General features: G+C 42.5%; 16 protein-coding genes. 11 read left to right on the top strand and 5 right to left on the bottom strand.

Annotation, left to right across the window (positions count from 1 at the left end; translation table 11 throughout):
* Positions 1 to 22: 22 nt before the first annotated feature.
* On the bottom strand, positions 23 to 2,878 hold the full coding sequence (glnE, locus tag ACS8FB_RS05630) for a bifunctional [glutamate--ammonia ligase]-adenylyl-L-tyrosine phosphorylase/[glutamate--ammonia-ligase] adenylyltransferase (RefSeq protein ID WP_439261636.1): 2,856 nt from the start codon (positions 2,876 to 2,878) through the stop codon (positions 23 to 25).
* Positions 2,879 to 3,176: 298 nt separating this feature from the next.
* On the opposite strand from glnE, the gene ACS8FB_RS05635 reads away from it, so the two are divergent.
* The 5 genes from ACS8FB_RS05635 to ACS8FB_RS05655 all read left to right on the top strand — a co-directional run bounded on the left by ACS8FB_RS05635 (position 3,177) and on the right by ACS8FB_RS05655 (position 6,314).
* Positions 3,177 to 4,460, top strand: a complete 1,284-nt coding sequence (locus ACS8FB_RS05635; protein WP_439261461.1) for an amidohydrolase — start codon at positions 3,177 to 3,179, stop codon at positions 4,458 to 4,460.
* 314 nt (positions 4,461 to 4,774) lie between these two features.
* Entirely contained in the window at positions 4,775 to 5,224 is a 450-nt protein-coding gene (gene tusD / locus ACS8FB_RS05640) for a sulfurtransferase complex subunit TusD (RefSeq protein ID WP_439261462.1), read from the top strand.
* Between the two features lie 47 nt (positions 5,225 to 5,271).
* Positions 5,272 to 5,595: a hypothetical protein gene (locus ACS8FB_RS05645; protein WP_299220417.1), complete on the top strand. Its 324-nt coding sequence runs from the start codon at positions 5,272 to 5,274 to the stop codon at positions 5,593 to 5,595.
* 54 nt (positions 5,596 to 5,649) lie between these two features.
* On the top strand, positions 5,650 to 5,979 hold the full coding sequence (locus ACS8FB_RS05650; protein WP_439261463.1) for a hypothetical protein: 330 nt from the start codon (positions 5,650 to 5,652) through the stop codon (positions 5,977 to 5,979).
* Positions 5,976 to 6,314: a TusE/DsrC/DsvC family sulfur relay protein gene (locus ACS8FB_RS05655; protein ID WP_439261464.1), complete on the top strand. Its 339-nt coding sequence runs from the start codon at positions 5,976 to 5,978 to the stop codon at positions 6,312 to 6,314. The genes ACS8FB_RS05650 and ACS8FB_RS05655 overlap by 4 nt, the downstream gene beginning before the upstream one ends.
* Before the next feature lie 21 nt (positions 6,315 to 6,335).
* On the opposite strand, the gene ACS8FB_RS05660 is transcribed toward ACS8FB_RS05655, so the two are convergent.
* Positions 6,336 to 6,899: a tRNA (cytidine(34)-2'-O)-methyltransferase gene (locus ACS8FB_RS05660; protein WP_439261465.1), complete on the bottom strand. Its 564-nt coding sequence runs from the start codon at positions 6,897 to 6,899 to the stop codon at positions 6,336 to 6,338.
* Positions 6,900 to 7,250: 351 nt separating this feature from the next.
* Here ACS8FB_RS05660 and ACS8FB_RS05665 point away from each other — a divergent pair, with 351 nt between their 5' ends.
* Complete coding sequence (locus tag ACS8FB_RS05665; RefSeq protein ID WP_290162464.1) at positions 7,251 to 7,391, top strand: entericidin A/B family lipoprotein; 141 nt, start codon at positions 7,251 to 7,253, stop codon at positions 7,389 to 7,391.
* A 129-nt stretch (positions 7,392 to 7,520) separates the two neighbouring features.
* On the opposite strand, the gene hemW is transcribed toward ACS8FB_RS05665, so the two are convergent.
* Positions 7,521 to 8,753, bottom strand: a complete 1,233-nt coding sequence (hemW, locus tag ACS8FB_RS05670; protein WP_439261637.1) for a radical SAM family heme chaperone HemW — start codon at positions 8,751 to 8,753, stop codon at positions 7,521 to 7,523.
* Positions 8,754 to 9,018: 265 nt separating this feature from the next.
* Here hemW and ACS8FB_RS05675 point away from each other — a divergent pair, with 265 nt between their 5' ends.
* The 5 genes from ACS8FB_RS05675 (at position 9,019) to accC (ending at position 14,459) form a co-directional block, all read left to right on the top strand.
* The gene (locus ACS8FB_RS05675) at positions 9,019 to 9,492 is read left to right on the top strand and encodes an EVE domain-containing protein (RefSeq protein ID WP_439261466.1); all 474 of its coding nucleotides are present in this window, start codon (positions 9,019 to 9,021) and stop codon (positions 9,490 to 9,492) included.
* A gap of 115 nt (positions 9,493 to 9,607) precedes the next feature.
* Positions 9,608 to 10,648 (top strand): hypothetical protein, encoded by a 1,041-nt coding sequence (locus ACS8FB_RS05680; protein ID WP_439261467.1) that lies wholly within the window; start codon positions 9,608 to 9,610, stop codon positions 10,646 to 10,648.
* 335 nt (positions 10,649 to 10,983) lie between these two features.
* Positions 10,984 to 12,351 carry an MATE family efflux transporter gene (locus tag ACS8FB_RS05685; protein WP_439261468.1) on the top strand — a complete coding sequence of 456 codons (1,368 nt, stop codon included), beginning with the start codon at positions 10,984 to 10,986 and terminating at the stop codon, positions 12,349 to 12,351.
* A gap of 202 nt (positions 12,352 to 12,553) precedes the next feature.
* Positions 12,554 to 12,985, top strand: a complete 432-nt coding sequence (gene accB / locus ACS8FB_RS05690) for an acetyl-CoA carboxylase biotin carboxyl carrier protein (RefSeq protein WP_299220400.1) — start codon at positions 12,554 to 12,556, stop codon at positions 12,983 to 12,985.
* 112 nt (positions 12,986 to 13,097) lie between these two features.
* Entirely contained in the window at positions 13,098 to 14,459 is a 1,362-nt protein-coding gene (accC, locus tag ACS8FB_RS05695; RefSeq protein ID WP_299220398.1) for an acetyl-CoA carboxylase biotin carboxylase subunit, read from the top strand.
* Positions 14,460 to 14,547: 88 nt separating this feature from the next.
* Here accC and ACS8FB_RS05700 read toward each other — a convergent pair whose 3' ends face one another.
* On the bottom strand, positions 14,548 to 15,177 hold the full coding sequence (locus ACS8FB_RS05700; RefSeq protein ID WP_439261469.1) for a hypothetical protein: 630 nt from the start codon (positions 15,175 to 15,177) through the stop codon (positions 14,548 to 14,550).
* 190 nt (positions 15,178 to 15,367) lie between these two features.
* Positions 15,368 to 17,152, bottom strand: a complete 1,785-nt coding sequence (leuA, locus tag ACS8FB_RS05705) for a 2-isopropylmalate synthase (RefSeq protein WP_439261470.1) — start codon at positions 17,150 to 17,152, stop codon at positions 15,368 to 15,370.
* Positions 17,153 to 17,166: the final 14 nt, after the last annotated feature.

Below are 17,166 nucleotides of genomic sequence, written 5' to 3' on the forward strand. Positions count from 1 at the left end.
ATAGCCTTTGCCGTATAAACGCTTATTCTTCTTCTCTCGAGGACACACCCATAAGATGTTGCCACTGAGCTTGTACCAGTGCGCGTGTCTCTGTCCATAGCAGCTCATCTACCAGTAGTGATTGCTCAGACAATGCTAACTGATGGGTGGCGGCGCGAATACGTAAGTAAGCATCAGTTAAATCTTGACAGACTTGCTCCTCCCAAATGCCAAGCAACGCCACCTCTTCAAAGATGCGTACGTTGTCGCTCCACTTAGTGAGGCTTGGGTACTTATGCGAATAGGCCAACACGACAAATTGTGCCAGAAACTCAATATCAATGATACCGCCAGCGTCTTGCTTAAGATGAAACTTGCCCGCTTGTTGTTGCCATTGACTGGTGCCCAGATGCTTTTGCATCTTGATGCGCATACTTGTCACTTCCGTACGTACTTCATCAAGCGTACGTGGCAAGGCCAATATCGTACGGCGAATATCGCAAAATAGCGCTGTTACACGTTTGTCGCCGCATACTGCCCGTGCCCGAACCAGTGCCTGATGCTCCCAAGCCCACGCTTTTTCGCGCTGATAAGTCTCAAAAGCATGACAAGAAACCACCATCATACCTGCATTTCCCGATGGGCGCAGACGCATATCGATTTCATACGCTCGCCCATCACGCGTTTGCGTATTGAGATAAGTCATAAGCTTTTGAGCTAAACGAGCCGCAAACTTCATGCCACTGACTGACTTCTCACCAGTCGTCATGCCCTGCTCTTTTATTTTGTGTAAAAACACCAAATCTAAATCGGAGGAATAAGACAGCTCAAGGCCACCAAGCTTACCATAACCGATAATAGCAAAACCACAATCCGCTTCAGTCACTGGATCACCATTTTGGGCGATAGGATAGCCATAGCGCTTGACCAATTCTGCAAAAGCCCGTTCCAGTGCAGCCTCTAACACCACAGCTGCAATATAGGTCAAGGAATCTGATACCTTCATAATGGGCCGTTCAGCCAAGACGTCGCTAGCAGCAACGGCCAGTACTTGGTTCTTTTTAAACAATCGCAGCACACTCAGTAGCTCTTCTTCGTCATCAGGCTCTACACGCAATAGACGCTGACGCAAAATGTCGTGTAGCTCTAGTTTATCTGGCAGATGACGATAACGCTGCTGTAAAAAGGTATCGAGTAGCACGGGATACCGTGCCAGCTCATTGGCAATCCAAGGACTGGCAGACAACATCGGAATCAGCTCAACCGTTGCATTTGGGTTTTCTGCGATCATGACTAAGTAGATTGAGCGCCGACAAATTGCCTCAAGTAAATTGATTAGACGCGGCAATGCGCTATTGGCCAGCTGCTGCTGTTCTTGATGCGCAAGCAACGCATGCACGATTACTGGGTAAGCATCATCTAAACGGGTTCTGGCTTCCTCGCTTAAGTTGGAGACCATTTTTGATTGCCAAAATGTCTGTAATTGGGCGCGGTTTTGTTCTGTTAATACGGTGTCAAGCTGCGCAATTTGCTCATCAAGGTTGGCATGGTCAAGCTCAGTATCTTCTTGATCGGGTACTTGTCGTTCAGTCACCATACGCTCAAATGGAACATTGACATTTTCGCGATGCAAATTGAGCATTGTTAGTAGCGCATCCCAAGTCTCAAAGCCTAAAGTGCGAGCCAAATTGTACTGCCAATGTTCGTCATTAGGCAACCGCTGAGTCTGCTGATCGTTAATCGCTTGGATGCCGTGCTCAAGTCGACGCAAAAACCGGTAAGCGGCTTGTAATTGCTCATAGGTTGAGTATTCAAGATATTCAAGTTCACATAAAGCCATCATTGCTTGTAGACACGACTTGACTTGTAACTGCGGATGACGGCCACCGTAGATGAGCTGAAAAGCTTGTACAATAAACTCAATATCACGAATACCGCCAGCACCTAGCTTGATATTGTCTAAGTCCTCTCGCTGTGCGACTTGATTTTGAATGAGTGACTTCATCTCACGCAATGCTGAAAAGGCACTGTAATCAACGTAATACCGAAAAACGAATGGCTTAATCAGCGCTTGTAGCTCGTCATAAAATGGCGGTGTAATCTGACCGACTACGCGTGCTTTTAACCAAGCAAAACGTTCCCATGCTCGTCCATGATTGGCAAAATACTTTTGTAATGCTGACAGATGAATGGCCAAATCGCTACCATCTCCCCATGGTCGCAAGCGCATATCTACCCGAAATACAAACCCGTCCGCAGTACAATTATCCAATAATTTAATAATACCTTGACCAAGGCGCGTCATAAAACGCTTGTTATCAATGCATCGCGTGCCTTGTGCCTTATCCCCATCAGTCTCACCGCGCGCTTGATGGACAAATATCAGATCGATATCACTCGACAAATTCAGCTCATGAGCGCCAAGTTTACCCATGGCCATAATTGCCATGTCGTCAATACGCTTCACCCCTTTATCATCTATAAAAGTTGGCTTGCCATATTGAGTAACCAGTTGCCGATAAGTATAGTCTTTGGCAAAGTCTATACAGCCATCAGCAAATTCAGAGAGCTCATCCGTCAATTGTTCAAGCTCTATCATTCTTAAAGCATCTTGCCAAATCCAGCGCATCATCAATAGATTGCGCAAATTTCGCAGCCCTCTCATGACTGTCGTCTCATCGCCCAACTGGTAGTTATCATCTAACGTATAATCTTGAATAAGGTCATCTATTCGCTGGCGAGTTAATGTTTGATCGAGTGGATAGCTACGCAAAAACGTCTGACAAGAAGTCGTTCGGCTCTCCCAAATCTGATATGCAAAAGCACTAGCAATACTTAAAACTTGGATCTGTTCAGCTGTGGGCTGATGGCTTTGGTTATTGATTGTAGTAAATGACATCGCCGATGACATAATAAGTGCTCCGTACAGCATGGATTAATAAGACTACCTGAACCTAGCTGTTTTGTTCATAGTTTTTTCTAACGAGAGAGTCATATTGAATAATGTGGTCTATGTATTACCAGTCTACTGCTTACAATATATACAGTATTTGACCAAGTTAACTTTATGGTAGCATGGTTAGCTGAAGTATCAATAATCACAAACTTACAGCAGCTAATGATGATGCATACATTCTGCTAGATAGTATCGTCCGTAAAGTTACAGATTATCTATCCAAAAATAGTGGAGAAGCTCTATGAAGCTGACTGAGCAAAATATAGAGAGTGACAGCCCTAAGAATAAGACCGACGATGAAGGATTTTTACTTAGCAATATTCGATTAGAAACCGGTTTTGTGCGCAATAAGTACAATGAAGTTGTTGCGACAGAGACGTCGCTTTTTGATATTTTTATCTCTAATGGCAAAATCGAATCAATCACTAAAAAAGAACTGACAAATGAGAGTCAAACGAACCTTAATGTAAAAACAGTTGATGCTAATGAATTCTTAATGCTGCCAACTTTTCAAGATATGCATATTCATATCGATAAAACTTACTACGGTTCAGGTTGGCAAGCAGCACCTTGGACGGGCAGTATCAAAGATATGATTCGTCTAGAGGAAAAATTAATTCCAAAACTCCTTCCTGACTCTCAGCGAAAAGCTGAAGAATGCATACAGCTCATGCAAAGCTATGGCTCTACTTTTGCTCGTTGCCACTGCAATATTGATCCCGTTAGCGGGTTAAAAAGCTTAGAACATCTGCTGTTAGCGTTGGATAATTACAAAGACAGCTTTGATTGGGAAATAGCCGCCTTTCCTCAACACGGTATTCTTTATTCGCAGTCCGAGGGCTTGTTGAGAGAAGCGGCTCAAATGGATATTGATTTCATTGGCGGACTTGATCCCACAGTTGTCGATGGCGATATGAAAAAATCTTTAGATATTATGTTTGATATCGCGTTAGATTATGACAAAGGTGTCGATATTCATCTCCATGAAGACCTGCCTTCTGGCAAAGCGGCGATGGATTATATGATAAAAAAGGTTAAAGAAAACAAGGTACTGCAAGGTAAAACCTTTATTACCCATGCTTACGCATTGGCTATGATGCCGCAAAAAGAGCTGGAATTTATCGCTGAGCAATTTGCAGAATATGGTATCGGCATCGTTTCCAGCGTCCCAATTGTCAGCCAAGTAATGCCTGTTCCCACCTTAAAAAAACACAACGTCAATGTCCTAACTGGTACTGACAATCTTATGGATAACTTTTCGCCATTCGGAACGGGCGATATGCTACAAAAAGCAAATTTATGCGCGCAACTCTATAATTGGACTGACGAATATCGTTTGAATCGGGCGTTAAAAATGATTGCCAATCATACGTTACCTTTGGACGACCAAGGCAAGCAAGTCTGGCCGTTCATAGGCGCTGACGCTGACTTTATACTGGTCAATGCCTCTTGTTCTGCGGAGGCAGTAGCCCGCCTACCAAGACGCGAAGCGGTTTACTATAAAGGTAAGGTGATTTTTCAATAACTAGTACCTATGCCTTTATCAAACATTTAATGCACGGTTTTGTGGATATAGGTTATGACGAGCCGCTGATAATATCCATAAATGTTTTGCGTGGAAAAAACGTTCAACTCTTAGAAGATATAAAGGTATTAACTGTAAGCACATCGACAATATGCAAGCAATGATAAAAAAAGAGAAGTCCGTCGCAGTCGACGTGACCAATGAGTTTGATAATCTCAAAAAACAGATTACAGAGTGGTACAATAACGATCAAAACTAAAACCTAACTAAAATATAATACTTTGAATTCTGAACTTTTATGATGGCTTATAACTATGAACGCTACCCCGCTACTCCTGATTACGACCGACCCAACCCAGCCGCTTGCGCATTTGGCGCTGCGTTATGCTCGTACCTTTTTAAAACAAATGAAGTTGCAACAGACGCAACTTGCTGATGAGAGGCATGAGCGAGGAATCATTGAAAACGATACGCAACCTTTAAATGTCTTTTTTTACGCTGACGCTGCGCATACAGCCAATCGCCTACGCTGGCAGTCAGCGGATCAGACTGACTTAACTCAAGAATGGCAAGCGCTTGCTAAGCAATACCAGCTCTCGCTACCTGTATGCGTCAGCACTGCGCTTAGCCGCGGTATCAGTGATAGTGATAACAGCACACGCCATCAGCTAAATGGTGAAAATATTGCCGATGGCTTTCATTTAGTTGGACTTAGTGAGCTTGCTATAATGATGCAAGGCAACTGCCGTCTGCTACAGTTTTAAGTGCCAATTAAGTACGAATATTCATCATGGATAATAAGAAATAACCTATGAAATTACTCATTCAGCTGCGCACTCCAACGGAGATGGCAAGTTATGAAGGTTGTGCCCTCGCCTTGACGCTTGCAACTTTCGGTCATGAGGTGCAGCTTTATTTAGACGCTCCTGTTTTTGGACTATTAATGCAGCCGAAGTCGCGTTTGCACGGTATGATTCAATCTCTTGAACTATATGATATGCCGCCCGCTTGGCTACCTGAGGATGTATTTAGCGGATGGCTTACAGGCATGGTACCAAGCGATTTAGCCGCGCAGCTTACGCTAATACCAGAAGTCGTTAACTCACAAGATTTTGAGCAGATCTTAGCTTTTTGATGGTATATATTTTTAGATATTACCTTGCTATTTGTAAACATTCGGAAACTTAATATGGCAACTTTATATCAATTACACAGTACAGTGGATAAGCTCAGACGAAGCACAGAAGAGATGGCGCTAACGTGGCGGGCTGGTGACAGTATTATTTTGTTAGGCGCAACTGTCGCTTTTGTTGAATGGCTAAATGCTTATTTGAGTGATAGTGATATAGAAGGTATCACAGCAATCTATGCTCTAGCGGATGATGTCGCAAATCTCAGTAATAATACGACTGCCAAATTAAACCTAAACGCCAAGCTGGCTGGTGTTTTAACTGATGATGAATGGGTTACTATGACCCAAGACCCACAGTTTGACAAAGTAGTGACCATATCCTTATGACTGTATCTAATATCACTATGTCTAACATTGCTTTAGACCAAGACGGTCATCTTTGTGACCATAATATATGGACACCTGCTATCGCCCAACAACTGGCAGATACATTAGATGTCAAGCTAAATGACGAGCACCTAGCCATCCTGCATCAAGTCCGGGCTTTTTTTGCTAGGTTTAATCACGCGCCAGCTACTCGCCCATTGATTAAATGGCTACAGCAGACTTTGCCTGAATACGATATCAGCAACCAAAAGTTGCAGCAACTGTTTAATACTGGCTTAGTTGCCCGTCATGTCAATCGTTTGTCAGGCCTCCCAAAGCCGCCTAACTGCTTATAAAAACCGCTTTTTTATAGGCTGCTATTTTGGGTCATAAACAGTGAGAGTCTCATAACCGGTGCTGCGACCTGTATCACCGTAAAATCCCTGCTGGCGCCATACTTCATAGAGACATATTGCCACGCTATTAGATAAGTTAAGACTGCGAGAATCAGGTAACATTGGCAGTCTTAACCAATTATTAGCGCCAATATCTTCACGTATATCATCCGCTAGACCTGCGGTTTCAGAACCAAAAACCAGTGCTACGCTAGGCGCTACCGCTGGTATGTTGTCGGTACTAGTATCTAATTGCACCATAAAATCATAATCATAAAACGGTTTACTAAGCTTGGTCGTCAGCGCTGTGATTGTCTGGCAATCTGCCTCAAATAATGCTTTCTTCGCTGCTGACCAGTCAGCATGCACTTGCAAGTGTGCGTATTCATGATAATCCAATCCAGCACGGCGTAACTTTTTATCATCCAGCTCAAAGCCTAGTGGCTGCACCAAATGTAGCTGCGCGCCACTATTGGCACATAAACGAATAATATTGCCAGTATTGCTAGGCATTTTGGGTGCCACTAGCACGATATGAATGGTCATAAAATTTCCATAATAGGATTAAAAAGATTGATGTTATTTGCGACATACTGGTCCAATGTTGTTCTTATGCACTATCGTCAACTGACAGCTATGTAAACCAGCTAACTACTAACCGTAATTAAAAGTTACAGTTTATTGTCAATAATTACATTTTGATACTGGGCACAGATTTTAACTTTGATTATCATGGCTTCAATGGATATCAAGACAGTTTGATGATATCAGAACAGCCTATTTATTTATGCCTAACTGATATCATGATATTGCCATTTATCCTGCACATCGTTGGTAATACCTAAGCAACATGCTTATTATTACTCGAATAAACCTATCCATTTTGGGAACATTATTATGAAAAAAGTAATTATCGCATCTTTGACTGCTATGTTTGTATTGACTGGTTGCAACACTTTTAAAGGCCTAGGCCAAGACGTATCAAGTGCTGGCGAAGCAGTAAGTGGTGGTGCACAAGACGTACAAAACAAAATCTAATTGCTAAATTTTTAGATTCTGTATTTAAAGGGCTTACCTTTTGGTAAGTCCTTTTTTTGGTTTTTAAAAGTGGTAATTTATAGATAATGGTCATCTATGCAAATGCATAACAGCTTGAGCCTACAAACATCATAAAAAAGCACGCAATATCTGGTTTAAATACCGATGACCTAATAAAGTTGGTCGCAACAGATTAGGATCATCTATCAAGAGACCTTGCTCAACTAGCTCATTCACTTGTGGCGCTACACGCTCATATTTTAGCCCTGTTCGCGACTCAAACAATGTCCATGCTACCCCTTCGTGCAAACGCAGCGCATTGAGCATAAATTCACTGACCAACTCATCATCAGCGATTGGCTGCCAATTGACCATTTTTGGTGCATCTTGATAAGTCATATAGTCTTTTGGAGAGCGTGACTTACTAAAACGGTAGATACCTGTCTTTGATAGTAGTTCATCGTTTTGCAAATCTTTACTTATTAAGTCATTACTGTTCAAGGTCACTTTACCGTGTGCGCCAGCCCCAATGGCCAAATAATCGCCAAACTGCCAGTAATTGACATTATGTCGACACGGTTTATCTGACGCGCCTGCCCATGCCGATACTTCATAATTATCATAGCCTAGACGCTGTAGCAGAGCCTGCCCTGCTTCCTCAATATCAGCCAAGCTGTCCTCATCAGGTAAGATAGGCTGACTGCGATAGAATACGGTGTTGGGCTCAATCGTCAGCTGATACCAAGAGATGTGCGTTGCGCCAGCGTCATGTGCCGTTTGAATATCGTATAACGCTTCGCTAAGCGACTGCTGCGGTAACCCATGCATTAAGTCTACATTGACCCGCTCAAAGCCAGCAGCGCGAGCCGCCTGAATGGCGGCTGTTGCCTGATCAGGATTATGAATACGCCCAAGTGTTTGCAACTTATCAGCAGCGAAGCTCTGTACCCCGATAGATAAGCGATTAATACCCACTTTTAAATACTCAGCAAATGGTGCATGTTCTAACGTTCCAGGATTTGCTTCCATGGTAATTTCAATATCATTGGCAAATTCAAAGCAGTCTTGTAAACCTTTAAATAAACGCTGGTATTGAATAATCGGTAATAATGACGGCGTACCACCGCCTATAAATATTGAGCCAATCTGGCGTCCTTGAGTCAGAGGCTCTTGCATCTGCGCATCTAGCAAGAGTGCATCTACGTACTCATCATACATTGATAGCTGTACATCAGCGCCTAGCTCGTGCGAGTTAAAATCGCAATAAGGGCATTTTTTTACGCACCATGGAACATGAATATACAGCGCCAACGGTATAATGGTCGCGTCTATACAAGAAGCACCGTTAATATCAGCTCGCATGGTAATATTCTCACTTTTAGATATCGACATAACATAAACTTATTCAATAAAAAGCGGCGATAAACCGCAAAAAATACGGCTAGGATAACGGCTACGTCACTGAAAGAAAAGCATTGTATTCATCAATTGCATTTATTAAAGAGACGTTTAACGAACAGCTGTAAAACCATACTTAAACAAACACGACTATCATCAATGCCATCTAACAGGCAAGCTAGATAAAACGTATATCAAATATCATACGACAAATATGAGGATAACGAATATGGCATATTGGCTAATGAAATCTAATCCAAAATTTTTTGGTATTGAAGACCTACAACGGTTGGGTACAGAATGTTGGGACGGCGTACGTAACTACCGTGCGCGTAACTTTATGCGCGATGATATGCAAGTAGATGACAAAGTGTTTTTTTATCATTCGAGTGCAAAACCCTCTGGCGTCGCTGGCATTATGACAATAAGCCAAGCCGGTTACCCTGATCCAACCCAGTTTCATCCTGAACATCGGCATTACGACCCCATTGCAACTATTGAGGAACCGCGATGGTATATGGTCGATGTAACATTTGAGCGAGCTTTTAAAGAAACCCTACCCCTATCTGAGCTAAAATTTATCCCTGCACTTGAGGATTCATTACTACTTAGAAAGGGCTGCCAGCAACTGACCGTAATACCACTTGAGCCTAAGCATTGGCAGGCTATCATGGATATGGCAGAGATGCTGGAGCTAGTATGAGCTCATAAGTAATGGGTCAAAGGTTTTTGTAGCACTACCTTACCAAAGTTTGCTATATTGACGCCTTGATTTTTATCTACACTATTACACTATTTCCATATTCTAGGACTCATTTATGAGCGCACCCAAACTTGTACTATCTGTATTAACAGTCAGTGTATTAGGACTGACACTAAGCGCTTGCGGCAGCGATGGTGATAAAGTTAAAAAAGAATACGATCGCATCGAAGACCAAGTGAAAGACGAGTATGATCGTGTAGAAGATAAAGTCAAAGATAAGTATAAAGAAGTCGAAGATAAGCTGACTGATGACGAAAAAAGCATGGCTGAGATTTTGGAGTCTGTATTTTTACCAGAAGAGTCATTAGATAATTTCTTAGACAAATTGACGCCAGAGGGTGGGCGCGGCGGTCTCTATGTTGGTCACTTCACCGAGCTTGATGATGGCGATAATAGCGACATTGATATCGGAGCGATATATTTTGATATCAGTGATGACGGCGCTGGTAGCGTTGATGGGCGTATCAGTTACCAACAGCAGATTTGTCAAGAAAACCGCACACTCGATGTCAATACGGGCTTTAAAGTAGACAATTATATTACGGGCAAGGTAACAGGTAGCCTTGATACAGCAGAATTTTTAGACATCAAATATATCAATGATCTAGATCTTGAAACGCCAAACTTAATGACTACCTTTGCAGGTAGCTTTAAGGAAAACCAAGTAGGCTCACCATGGAGAGGCAGTTTTGAATATCAAGACAGTCTAGGTGGCACCACCCTTTCAGCTGCCAAAGACAATTGTAAGGTTACCTATACTCTGAGTGATCGTTCTAACTTTACCACTTATGCACTCGATTATACACTAGGTGCCATGATGCTCGACATCACTGGTAATGGTAACCAAAAAACCGTCACTTGGAAGAATCCAACTAACACAAAACAAGTATTAGTCAGCCAAATCGATGTCAATAAAGCTGAGTCTGGCGCCAACGGTTATGTACAGAATGCTGTATTGGCTAATAGCGAAACACAATTCACGCCTGTTATTCCAAATGTCTCGACGAACTACGCTATTGTCGTGCAGGCATTTGATGCGAATAATAAACTGATTGGCTATCAAGCAATCGTACAAGATTTGCCTGAATCATTATGATCTTTGAATATATGAGCTTTTATAAGTATACATATGATGATTAACTCCAGACGACTCTGAAAAAGTTTTAAACGTTTTTTAAGCATTAAAATTACAGTCTGGCTTCTTAGCCATTTAATACAAGGATACCTGTCAGTTCATCATTTGAATTGGCGGGTTGCTTTTGTTTTATTGACGTCATTTTTATTTTCAAACTTTGGCTATATGGACTTGCTCATATTATTTATCGGAGTATTATCGTCAGCACAGTTTCTATGTTACTGCCTTACCAACGATTTGCTGATGGCAGTGTTTAAACATCAATAACCAACGTGAATAATGAAAAGTTGCTAACTATGGTTTTGCCATTATCCTTTACAGACTTTAAAAGCTACAGCTTACGTTTAGGCGTGCTTGCGCTACCTATTTTAATTACCCAATTTTGCCAAGCAGCGTTAGGAGTTGTTGACTCCATTATGGCGGGACGTGTCTCAGCACTTGACTTGGCTGCCGTGGCTGTTGGCTCTGGTATTTGGCTACCGCTGTTTTTATTGGCAACAGGTATTTTAATCGCTACCACGCCCCTAATTGGGGAAGCAATAGGGCAAAACAAACACAGCCAAGTTCCACACATCACTCAGCAGTCTATATGGACCGCCAGCGTGATCGGTATTTGCGGTTTTATTATTGTCAATTTGATGCCAAATGTGCTTGGCTTAATGGGTGTGCCAGAGAACATTCAGCCTATCGCTGCACAGTACCTACATGGTGTTTCTTTTGGTTTCCCAGCGCTCGCCATTTATGCAGTATTACGTAGTTATTGTGAAGCACTGAGTCGACCTGAGCCAGTCACAGTCGTTAGTATTATTGGTCTATTAGCAGATATACCGCTCAACTATATTTTTATCCACGGATTATTTGGCATGCCCGAGATGGGCGGTGCTGGCTGCGGTGTGGCAACAGCACTAGTGCTATGGATTAACGTATTGATTTTGGGCGCTTATACTACCTTCTCTAAGCGTCAACAATTTGCCAGTACTCGTTTTTTCTACAGCTTTACTGCTCCCAACCGAGAGCAAATAACCAAGCTCCTTAAACTTGGCATTCCCATTGGTTTGTCTATTTTTTTTGAAGCCAGCTTATTTAGCTTAGGCGCATTGGTCATTAGCCCATTAGGTGAGATCGCAACGGCGTCACATCAAGTCGCCCTAGCAGTTACTTCTCAGTTGTTTATGATTCCGATATCAGTCGCGATGGCGCTGACTATCATGGTATCTAATCGTTTTGGCGAAAAGAATCTGCTCGCCTTACGACACGTACAAGCAACTGGACTTATTTGGACAGTGCTCATTGCGCTTGTCTGCATGCTGGGTATTTGGATGTTTAGACCACAGCTTGCCGCAGCATTTACCGACAATCCTGAGTTACGAGCACAGGCTATGCATCTGTTAATCTTCGCGCTGGCTTATCAGCTCTTTGATGGCTGGCAGGTCAATGTTGCTGGGATATTACGCGGGATGCAGGATACCACCATACCGATGTGGGTGACGCTTTTTTGTTATTGGATGGTCGCCTTGCCGCTTGGTGTCTATCTAGTACGTTTTACAGGCATTGGTGCACAGGGGTTTTGGATGGCGCTCATTACTGGTTTGTTTTTATCCTCAATCCTTTTGACTTTACGATTACGTTACCAACAAAGGCGCCTGACGGCCATATGGACTTAATCAATGTTAAGAAAAACTCAACAAATATGGGACGCATGTTACTATTATTCGCCTTAGCGTCAAAAATATGTAAAAAATTCCAGTTAACAACTGTACATTGATTGCTCATTGCGTTGAATATAGGTATCATTAGCAGTCAATCAAACAATATTTTGTTACACTATTTCTTTCTTCAATTTAAAAAAAAGGCGTCATTAAAACTATGGATATTGAAAAAATACGCACACTAATCGCTCTCATGGAAGAAAATGAACTGGTCAATTTAGAAGTGAGTTCAGATGATGAGCATATCAGTTTAACTCGTCACTATGATGCACCAGCTCCAACCATGATGGCAGCGCCTGCTATGGGTGCAGCACCTATAGCTGCTACTGAAGCCAAAGCATCTGTCAAAGCTGGAAGCGTTGAAACCTCACCGATGGTTGGTGTGTTCTATGCTGCTCCTAGTCCTAATGACCCACCGTTTGTAAAAGTTGGTCAAACCGTACAGGCTGGCGACACACTTGGTATTATTGAAGCGATGAAAATCATGAATCCACTTGAAGCAACTCAAAGTGGTGTCATTGACGAAATCTTAGTGGACAACTCTGAGGTTGTACAGTTTGGCCAGCCTGTTATACGTTATAAAGCCTAATTGTACTCGCTACACCTTACTTTGTTACGTTCAATACCTCGTTCATACTCATATTATATGAGTGATGTGTAACGATTGGATTGATCAACGCCGCTTTGACGAGGATGACCCTATGATAAAAAAACTGCTCATCGCCAACCGAGGTGAGATTGCTCTACGTATCGTACGTGCGTGTAAAGCACTTGGTATAGAGACTGTCGGTATTTACTCCACTGCTGATGAAAACCTCATGCATCTACGCTTCGTTGATGAAGCTATTTGTATCGGTAAACCAAATGCCAGTGAAAGTTATTTGAATATCAGTACTATTTTAACAGCTGCTGAGATCTCTGGTGCTGATGCCATTCATCCTGGTTATGGTTTTTTGGCCGAAAATGCTGAATTCGCTGAACGTATCGAAGAAGCTGGTTTAACTTTTGTAGGCCCCAATGCTGATCATATTCGACTTATGGGTAATAAGGTATCTGCCATTAATGCCATGAAAAAAGCTGGCGTACCAACTGTTCCCGGCTCAGTCGGTGCTGTAACGATGCACAATGCGGAAGAACAAGCTCGTAATATTGGCTTCCCGTTGATCATTAAAGCCGCTTCTGGTGGTGGTGGTCGTGGTATGCGTGTCGTTGAACGTTTTGATGAGTTGGTCGGTCAAGTACAAGCGGCAAGACAAGAAGCTGAGCTGTGGTTTGGCGATGATACTGTCTATATGGAGCGTTACTTACAAAACCCGCGCCACGTTGAGATCCAAGTACTGGGCGATGGTAATGGTAATGCCATTCATCTTTATGATCGTGACTGCTCACTACAACGTCGTCACCAAAAGGTGTTAGAAGAAGCACCTGCTCCTGATATTCCGGATGATGTCCGTGAACCAATACTACAAGCTTGTGTTAAAGCATGTGAGCTGGTTGAATATCGCGGCGCTGGTACGTTTGAGTTTTTGTTTGAAAATAACGAATTTTTCTTTATTGAGATGAATACGCGGGTACAGGTTGAGCACCCTGTGACTGAAATGATCACTGGTATCGACGTGGTGGTTGAACAACTCAAAATCGCTGCAGGTTACGGCTTATCTTATCGTCAAGATGAGATTGAAATTCAAGGTCATGCAATTGAATGTCGTATTAATGCTGAAGACCCAGTAACTTTTATGCCCTCGCCTGGCAAAATTACACAGCTATACGCACCTAGTGGAGCTGGCGTACGCTTTGATTCGCATTTATATCCCGGCTATGAGATCCCTAGCTATTATGACTCATTGATTGGTAAGCTCATTTGCCATGGCCAGACTCGCCAGCAAGCTATTGCAAAAACAGTACATGCGCTTGATGAGCTTATTATCGAAGGTATAAAAACCAACATTCCTATGCATCGTGATGTCATTTTGGCAGATGAAAACTTCGTTAATGAAGCTCAGAATATCCATTATCTTGAAGAAGAAATGCTTAAATCACAAAAGACTAAAACTGCAAAATAATGAGAATATTGATGCTTTAAATAAAAACCGCTCTCTTATAAAGGAGCGGTTTTTTGATTGTTATGATTAAGACACTAAAGCCTATTGCTTATGGTAGGACTCTATGAAAATTCATAAAGCACTGTTTGCCTTCAGGATCAGCACACCACTGCATCTCATTGCCATCATGATTTAAATAAGCAATCAGCGCCTCGTCAGTCTGGTCAATCTGATTGCCTGAACAGTCTACTTCATTGTTATCATAAATAGTTTTGATGGCGATAATAGGCAAACCTTCTTCACGGTGCGTGACCAAATAACGTCCATAAGTCCATTCTTTGCCGCTTACTGCCCACATCTCGTTATCTGCACCAAAATTGTATAACTCTCGGCACTGCGTAGCACTTTTCGTCTTTATATTATCATCAGTTATTGTACTAGGCGCTATATTGGGTATGACTTTAAAAACACGGCGTTCGCTTTGATTCAACACACCATCTGCTTTAACAGTTATCTCAGGTTCATTGGTCTCTATATCATGAGCACTACCTGTTACCATTTGCTTCGCTATAGCCTCTTTGGTCATAGTGATGCCACTATCCAAATCTATTTCCCATTGCCCAGCAATAGCAGGACTAATATGCGTTGTAATCACTGACTGACTAACAGGTTCGCTATTACCAGGTAGTGAAGCTAGAACAGCAGCTAACGTAAATGACGCAAACGAGATTGGTTCCATAATTAACCTTATACTTATAATATAGATTGTCTGTCTTAGTGTAAGTCCTCGCTGTCGAACACACAAGTAACTTTATGCTATAGATGAACAGATGTGCATTTAGCAGAGCTTATATTCTATAAAAAAAACCGCCATACTCTATAAAAGATATGGCGGTTTTTAGTTTTATGCTGCTTAACTGTGACTAAAACTAAGCGGCTACCGTACTTGGCGCTTGAGCAAATGCAGAGAGTGCCCCTTTTAGCATCGCCGATACCGTACTGCTACAAGTACCAATACCAGAATAAACCTCGCCATCGACGTTAAGCTGAATATAAGCGGCCGCATTGGCATTGGTCTTATTATCGCTGTTGTTGCCGTCGTCGATACCATCACCACTATTGTGCTGCGGATTGATAGCATGCTCAGCGTAATTAATAACATGGATGGATTTACCAGTGTGCTGTGCAAGTCCATCAATAAATGATGATAATGGGCCATTACCCGTACCGTCAATCGTAATAGTATCGTCATTCATTTGTACTTGACCATTAAAATAAACGGCTCCGCCCTTATTATTAACACTATAATCTAATAGCTCTAAATTGCCTTTTTGCAAATATGTGTCTTCAAAGGTCTGTAATATCTCATCATTTTGTAGCTCGCGTGCCGCTGTCTCAGCCTGCTTTTGCACCACACCGCTAAAGTCAATTTGCATCCAGCGTGGCAAATTAAACCCATAGTTGCGCTGCAAGATGTAAGCAACGCCGCCTTTTCCAGATTGACTATTGATACGAACCACGTCTTGGTAGCTACGACCGATATGCGCCGGATCGATCGGCAAATAAGCCACGTCCCACACAGTGTCAGTCTCATCCTGATGCTTTTCATTATAATCAAGAGACTTTTTGATGGCGTCTTGGTGTGAGCCGCTAAAGGCAGTAAAGACGAGCTCGCCCACATATGGATGACGTGGATGCAGCGGTAGATTGTTACACTCGCTCACCACTTGCACGATTTCACTCATATTACTAAAATCAAGCTCAGGATCGATACCTTGGCTGAATAAGTTCATCGCCATCACCATGATATCCATATTACCAGTACGCTCTCCGTTCCCAAGCAACGTACCCTCGATACGATCGGCACCAGCAAGCACACCAAGCTCAGCCGCGGCAACTGCACAACCTCTATCATTATGAGTATGAAGACTAATAATCACATGCTCACGCTGGGCAAGATTGCGGCAGAAATATTCAACCTGATCGGCAAAAATATTAGGCATTGAGGCTTCAACGGTTGCTGGTAAGTTAAGAATAACCTCTTGTCCTTGTTGCGGTTGCCATACGTCGCAGACGGCGTTGCAGACTTCCACAGCGTATTCAGTTTCAGTTTGGCTAAAGCTCTCAGGTGAGTACTGGAATACCCATTCTGTCTCTGGATATTTGGCAGCATACTGCTGCAATAGCTTGGCACCAGTGATTGCAATTTCTTTAATTTCAGACTTATCTTTGCCATAAACCTTTTCACGCTGTACGCGGCAAGTTGAGTTGTAAACATGAACAATGGCTCGTTTGGCCCCCTTTAAAGATTCAAAGGTTCGAGCAATCAGATGCTCACGTGCTTGCACCAATACTTGCAAGGTCACATCATCTGGTACATGGTTTTCTTCGATAAGTTTGCGAGCAAAATCAAACTCAACTTGCGCCGCCGATGGAAACCCAATCTCAATGTCTTTAAAACCCACATCCACCAAAGTTTTAAAAAAGCGCATTTTTTGTTCGATAGTCATTGGATCAATGAGAGCTTGATTACCGTCACGTAGATCGACACTCGCCCATATTGGCGATGCCTCAATAGTTTTACTTGGCCATGTGCGATCCGGTAGTGAAGGTGCAAACGCAAATGGACGATATTTACGAAAATCAAAAGCGGCATTTTTAGGGGTAATCTTTGCCGTATGTGTGGTCGCATTGCGTGGGTCTTGGTTAGACATAATGAATCCTTTTA

It is taken from the genome of Psychrobacter sp. 1U1, assembly GCF_051847535.1.
Classification (GTDB): domain Bacteria; phylum Pseudomonadota; class Gammaproteobacteria; order Pseudomonadales; family Moraxellaceae; genus Psychrobacter; species Psychrobacter saeujeotis.

Bases quoted from the DNA above. Each gene is read 5' to 3' on its own strand.
- accB (WP_299220400.1), top strand. From the start codon at position 12,554: ATGGATATTGAAAAAATACGCACACTAATCGCTCTCATGGAAGAAAAT.
- tusD (WP_439261462.1), top strand. From the start codon at position 4,775: ATGAACGCTACCCCGCTACTCCTGATTACGACCGACCCAACCCAGCCG.
- hemW (WP_439261637.1), bottom strand. From the start codon at position 8,753: ATGCGAGCTGATATTAACGGTGCTTCTTGTATAGACGCGACCATTATA.
- ACS8FB_RS05680 (WP_439261467.1), top strand. From the start codon at position 9,608: ATGAGCGCACCCAAACTTGTACTATCTGTATTAACAGTCAGTGTATTA.
- accC (WP_299220398.1), top strand. From the start codon at position 13,098: ATGATAAAAAAACTGCTCATCGCCAACCGAGGTGAGATTGCTCTACGT.
- ACS8FB_RS05650 (WP_439261463.1), top strand. From the start codon at position 5,650: ATGGCAACTTTATATCAATTACACAGTACAGTGGATAAGCTCAGACGA.
- leuA (WP_439261470.1), bottom strand. From the start codon at position 17,152: ATGTCTAACCAAGACCCACGCAATGCGACCACACATACGGCAAAGATT.
- ACS8FB_RS05675 (WP_439261466.1), top strand. From the start codon at position 9,019: ATGGCATATTGGCTAATGAAATCTAATCCAAAATTTTTTGGTATTGAA.
- ACS8FB_RS05645 (WP_299220417.1), top strand. From the start codon at position 5,272: ATGAAATTACTCATTCAGCTGCGCACTCCAACGGAGATGGCAAGTTAT.
- ACS8FB_RS05660 (WP_439261465.1), bottom strand. From the start codon at position 6,899: ATGACCATTCATATCGTGCTAGTGGCACCCAAAATGCCTAGCAATACT.
- ACS8FB_RS05635 (WP_439261461.1), top strand. From the start codon at position 3,177: ATGAAGCTGACTGAGCAAAATATAGAGAGTGACAGCCCTAAGAATAAG.
- ACS8FB_RS05665 (WP_290162464.1), top strand. From the start codon at position 7,251: ATGAAAAAAGTAATTATCGCATCTTTGACTGCTATGTTTGTATTGACT.
- ACS8FB_RS05700 (WP_439261469.1), bottom strand. From the start codon at position 15,177: ATGGAACCAATCTCGTTTGCGTCATTTACGTTAGCTGCTGTTCTAGCT.
- glnE (WP_439261636.1), bottom strand. From the start codon at position 2,878: ATGTCATTTACTACAATCAATAACCAAAGCCATCAGCCCACAGCTGAA.
- ACS8FB_RS05685 (WP_439261468.1), top strand. From the start codon at position 10,984: ATGGTTTTGCCATTATCCTTTACAGACTTTAAAAGCTACAGCTTACGT.
- ACS8FB_RS05655 (WP_439261464.1), top strand. From the start codon at position 5,976: ATGACTGTATCTAATATCACTATGTCTAACATTGCTTTAGACCAAGAC.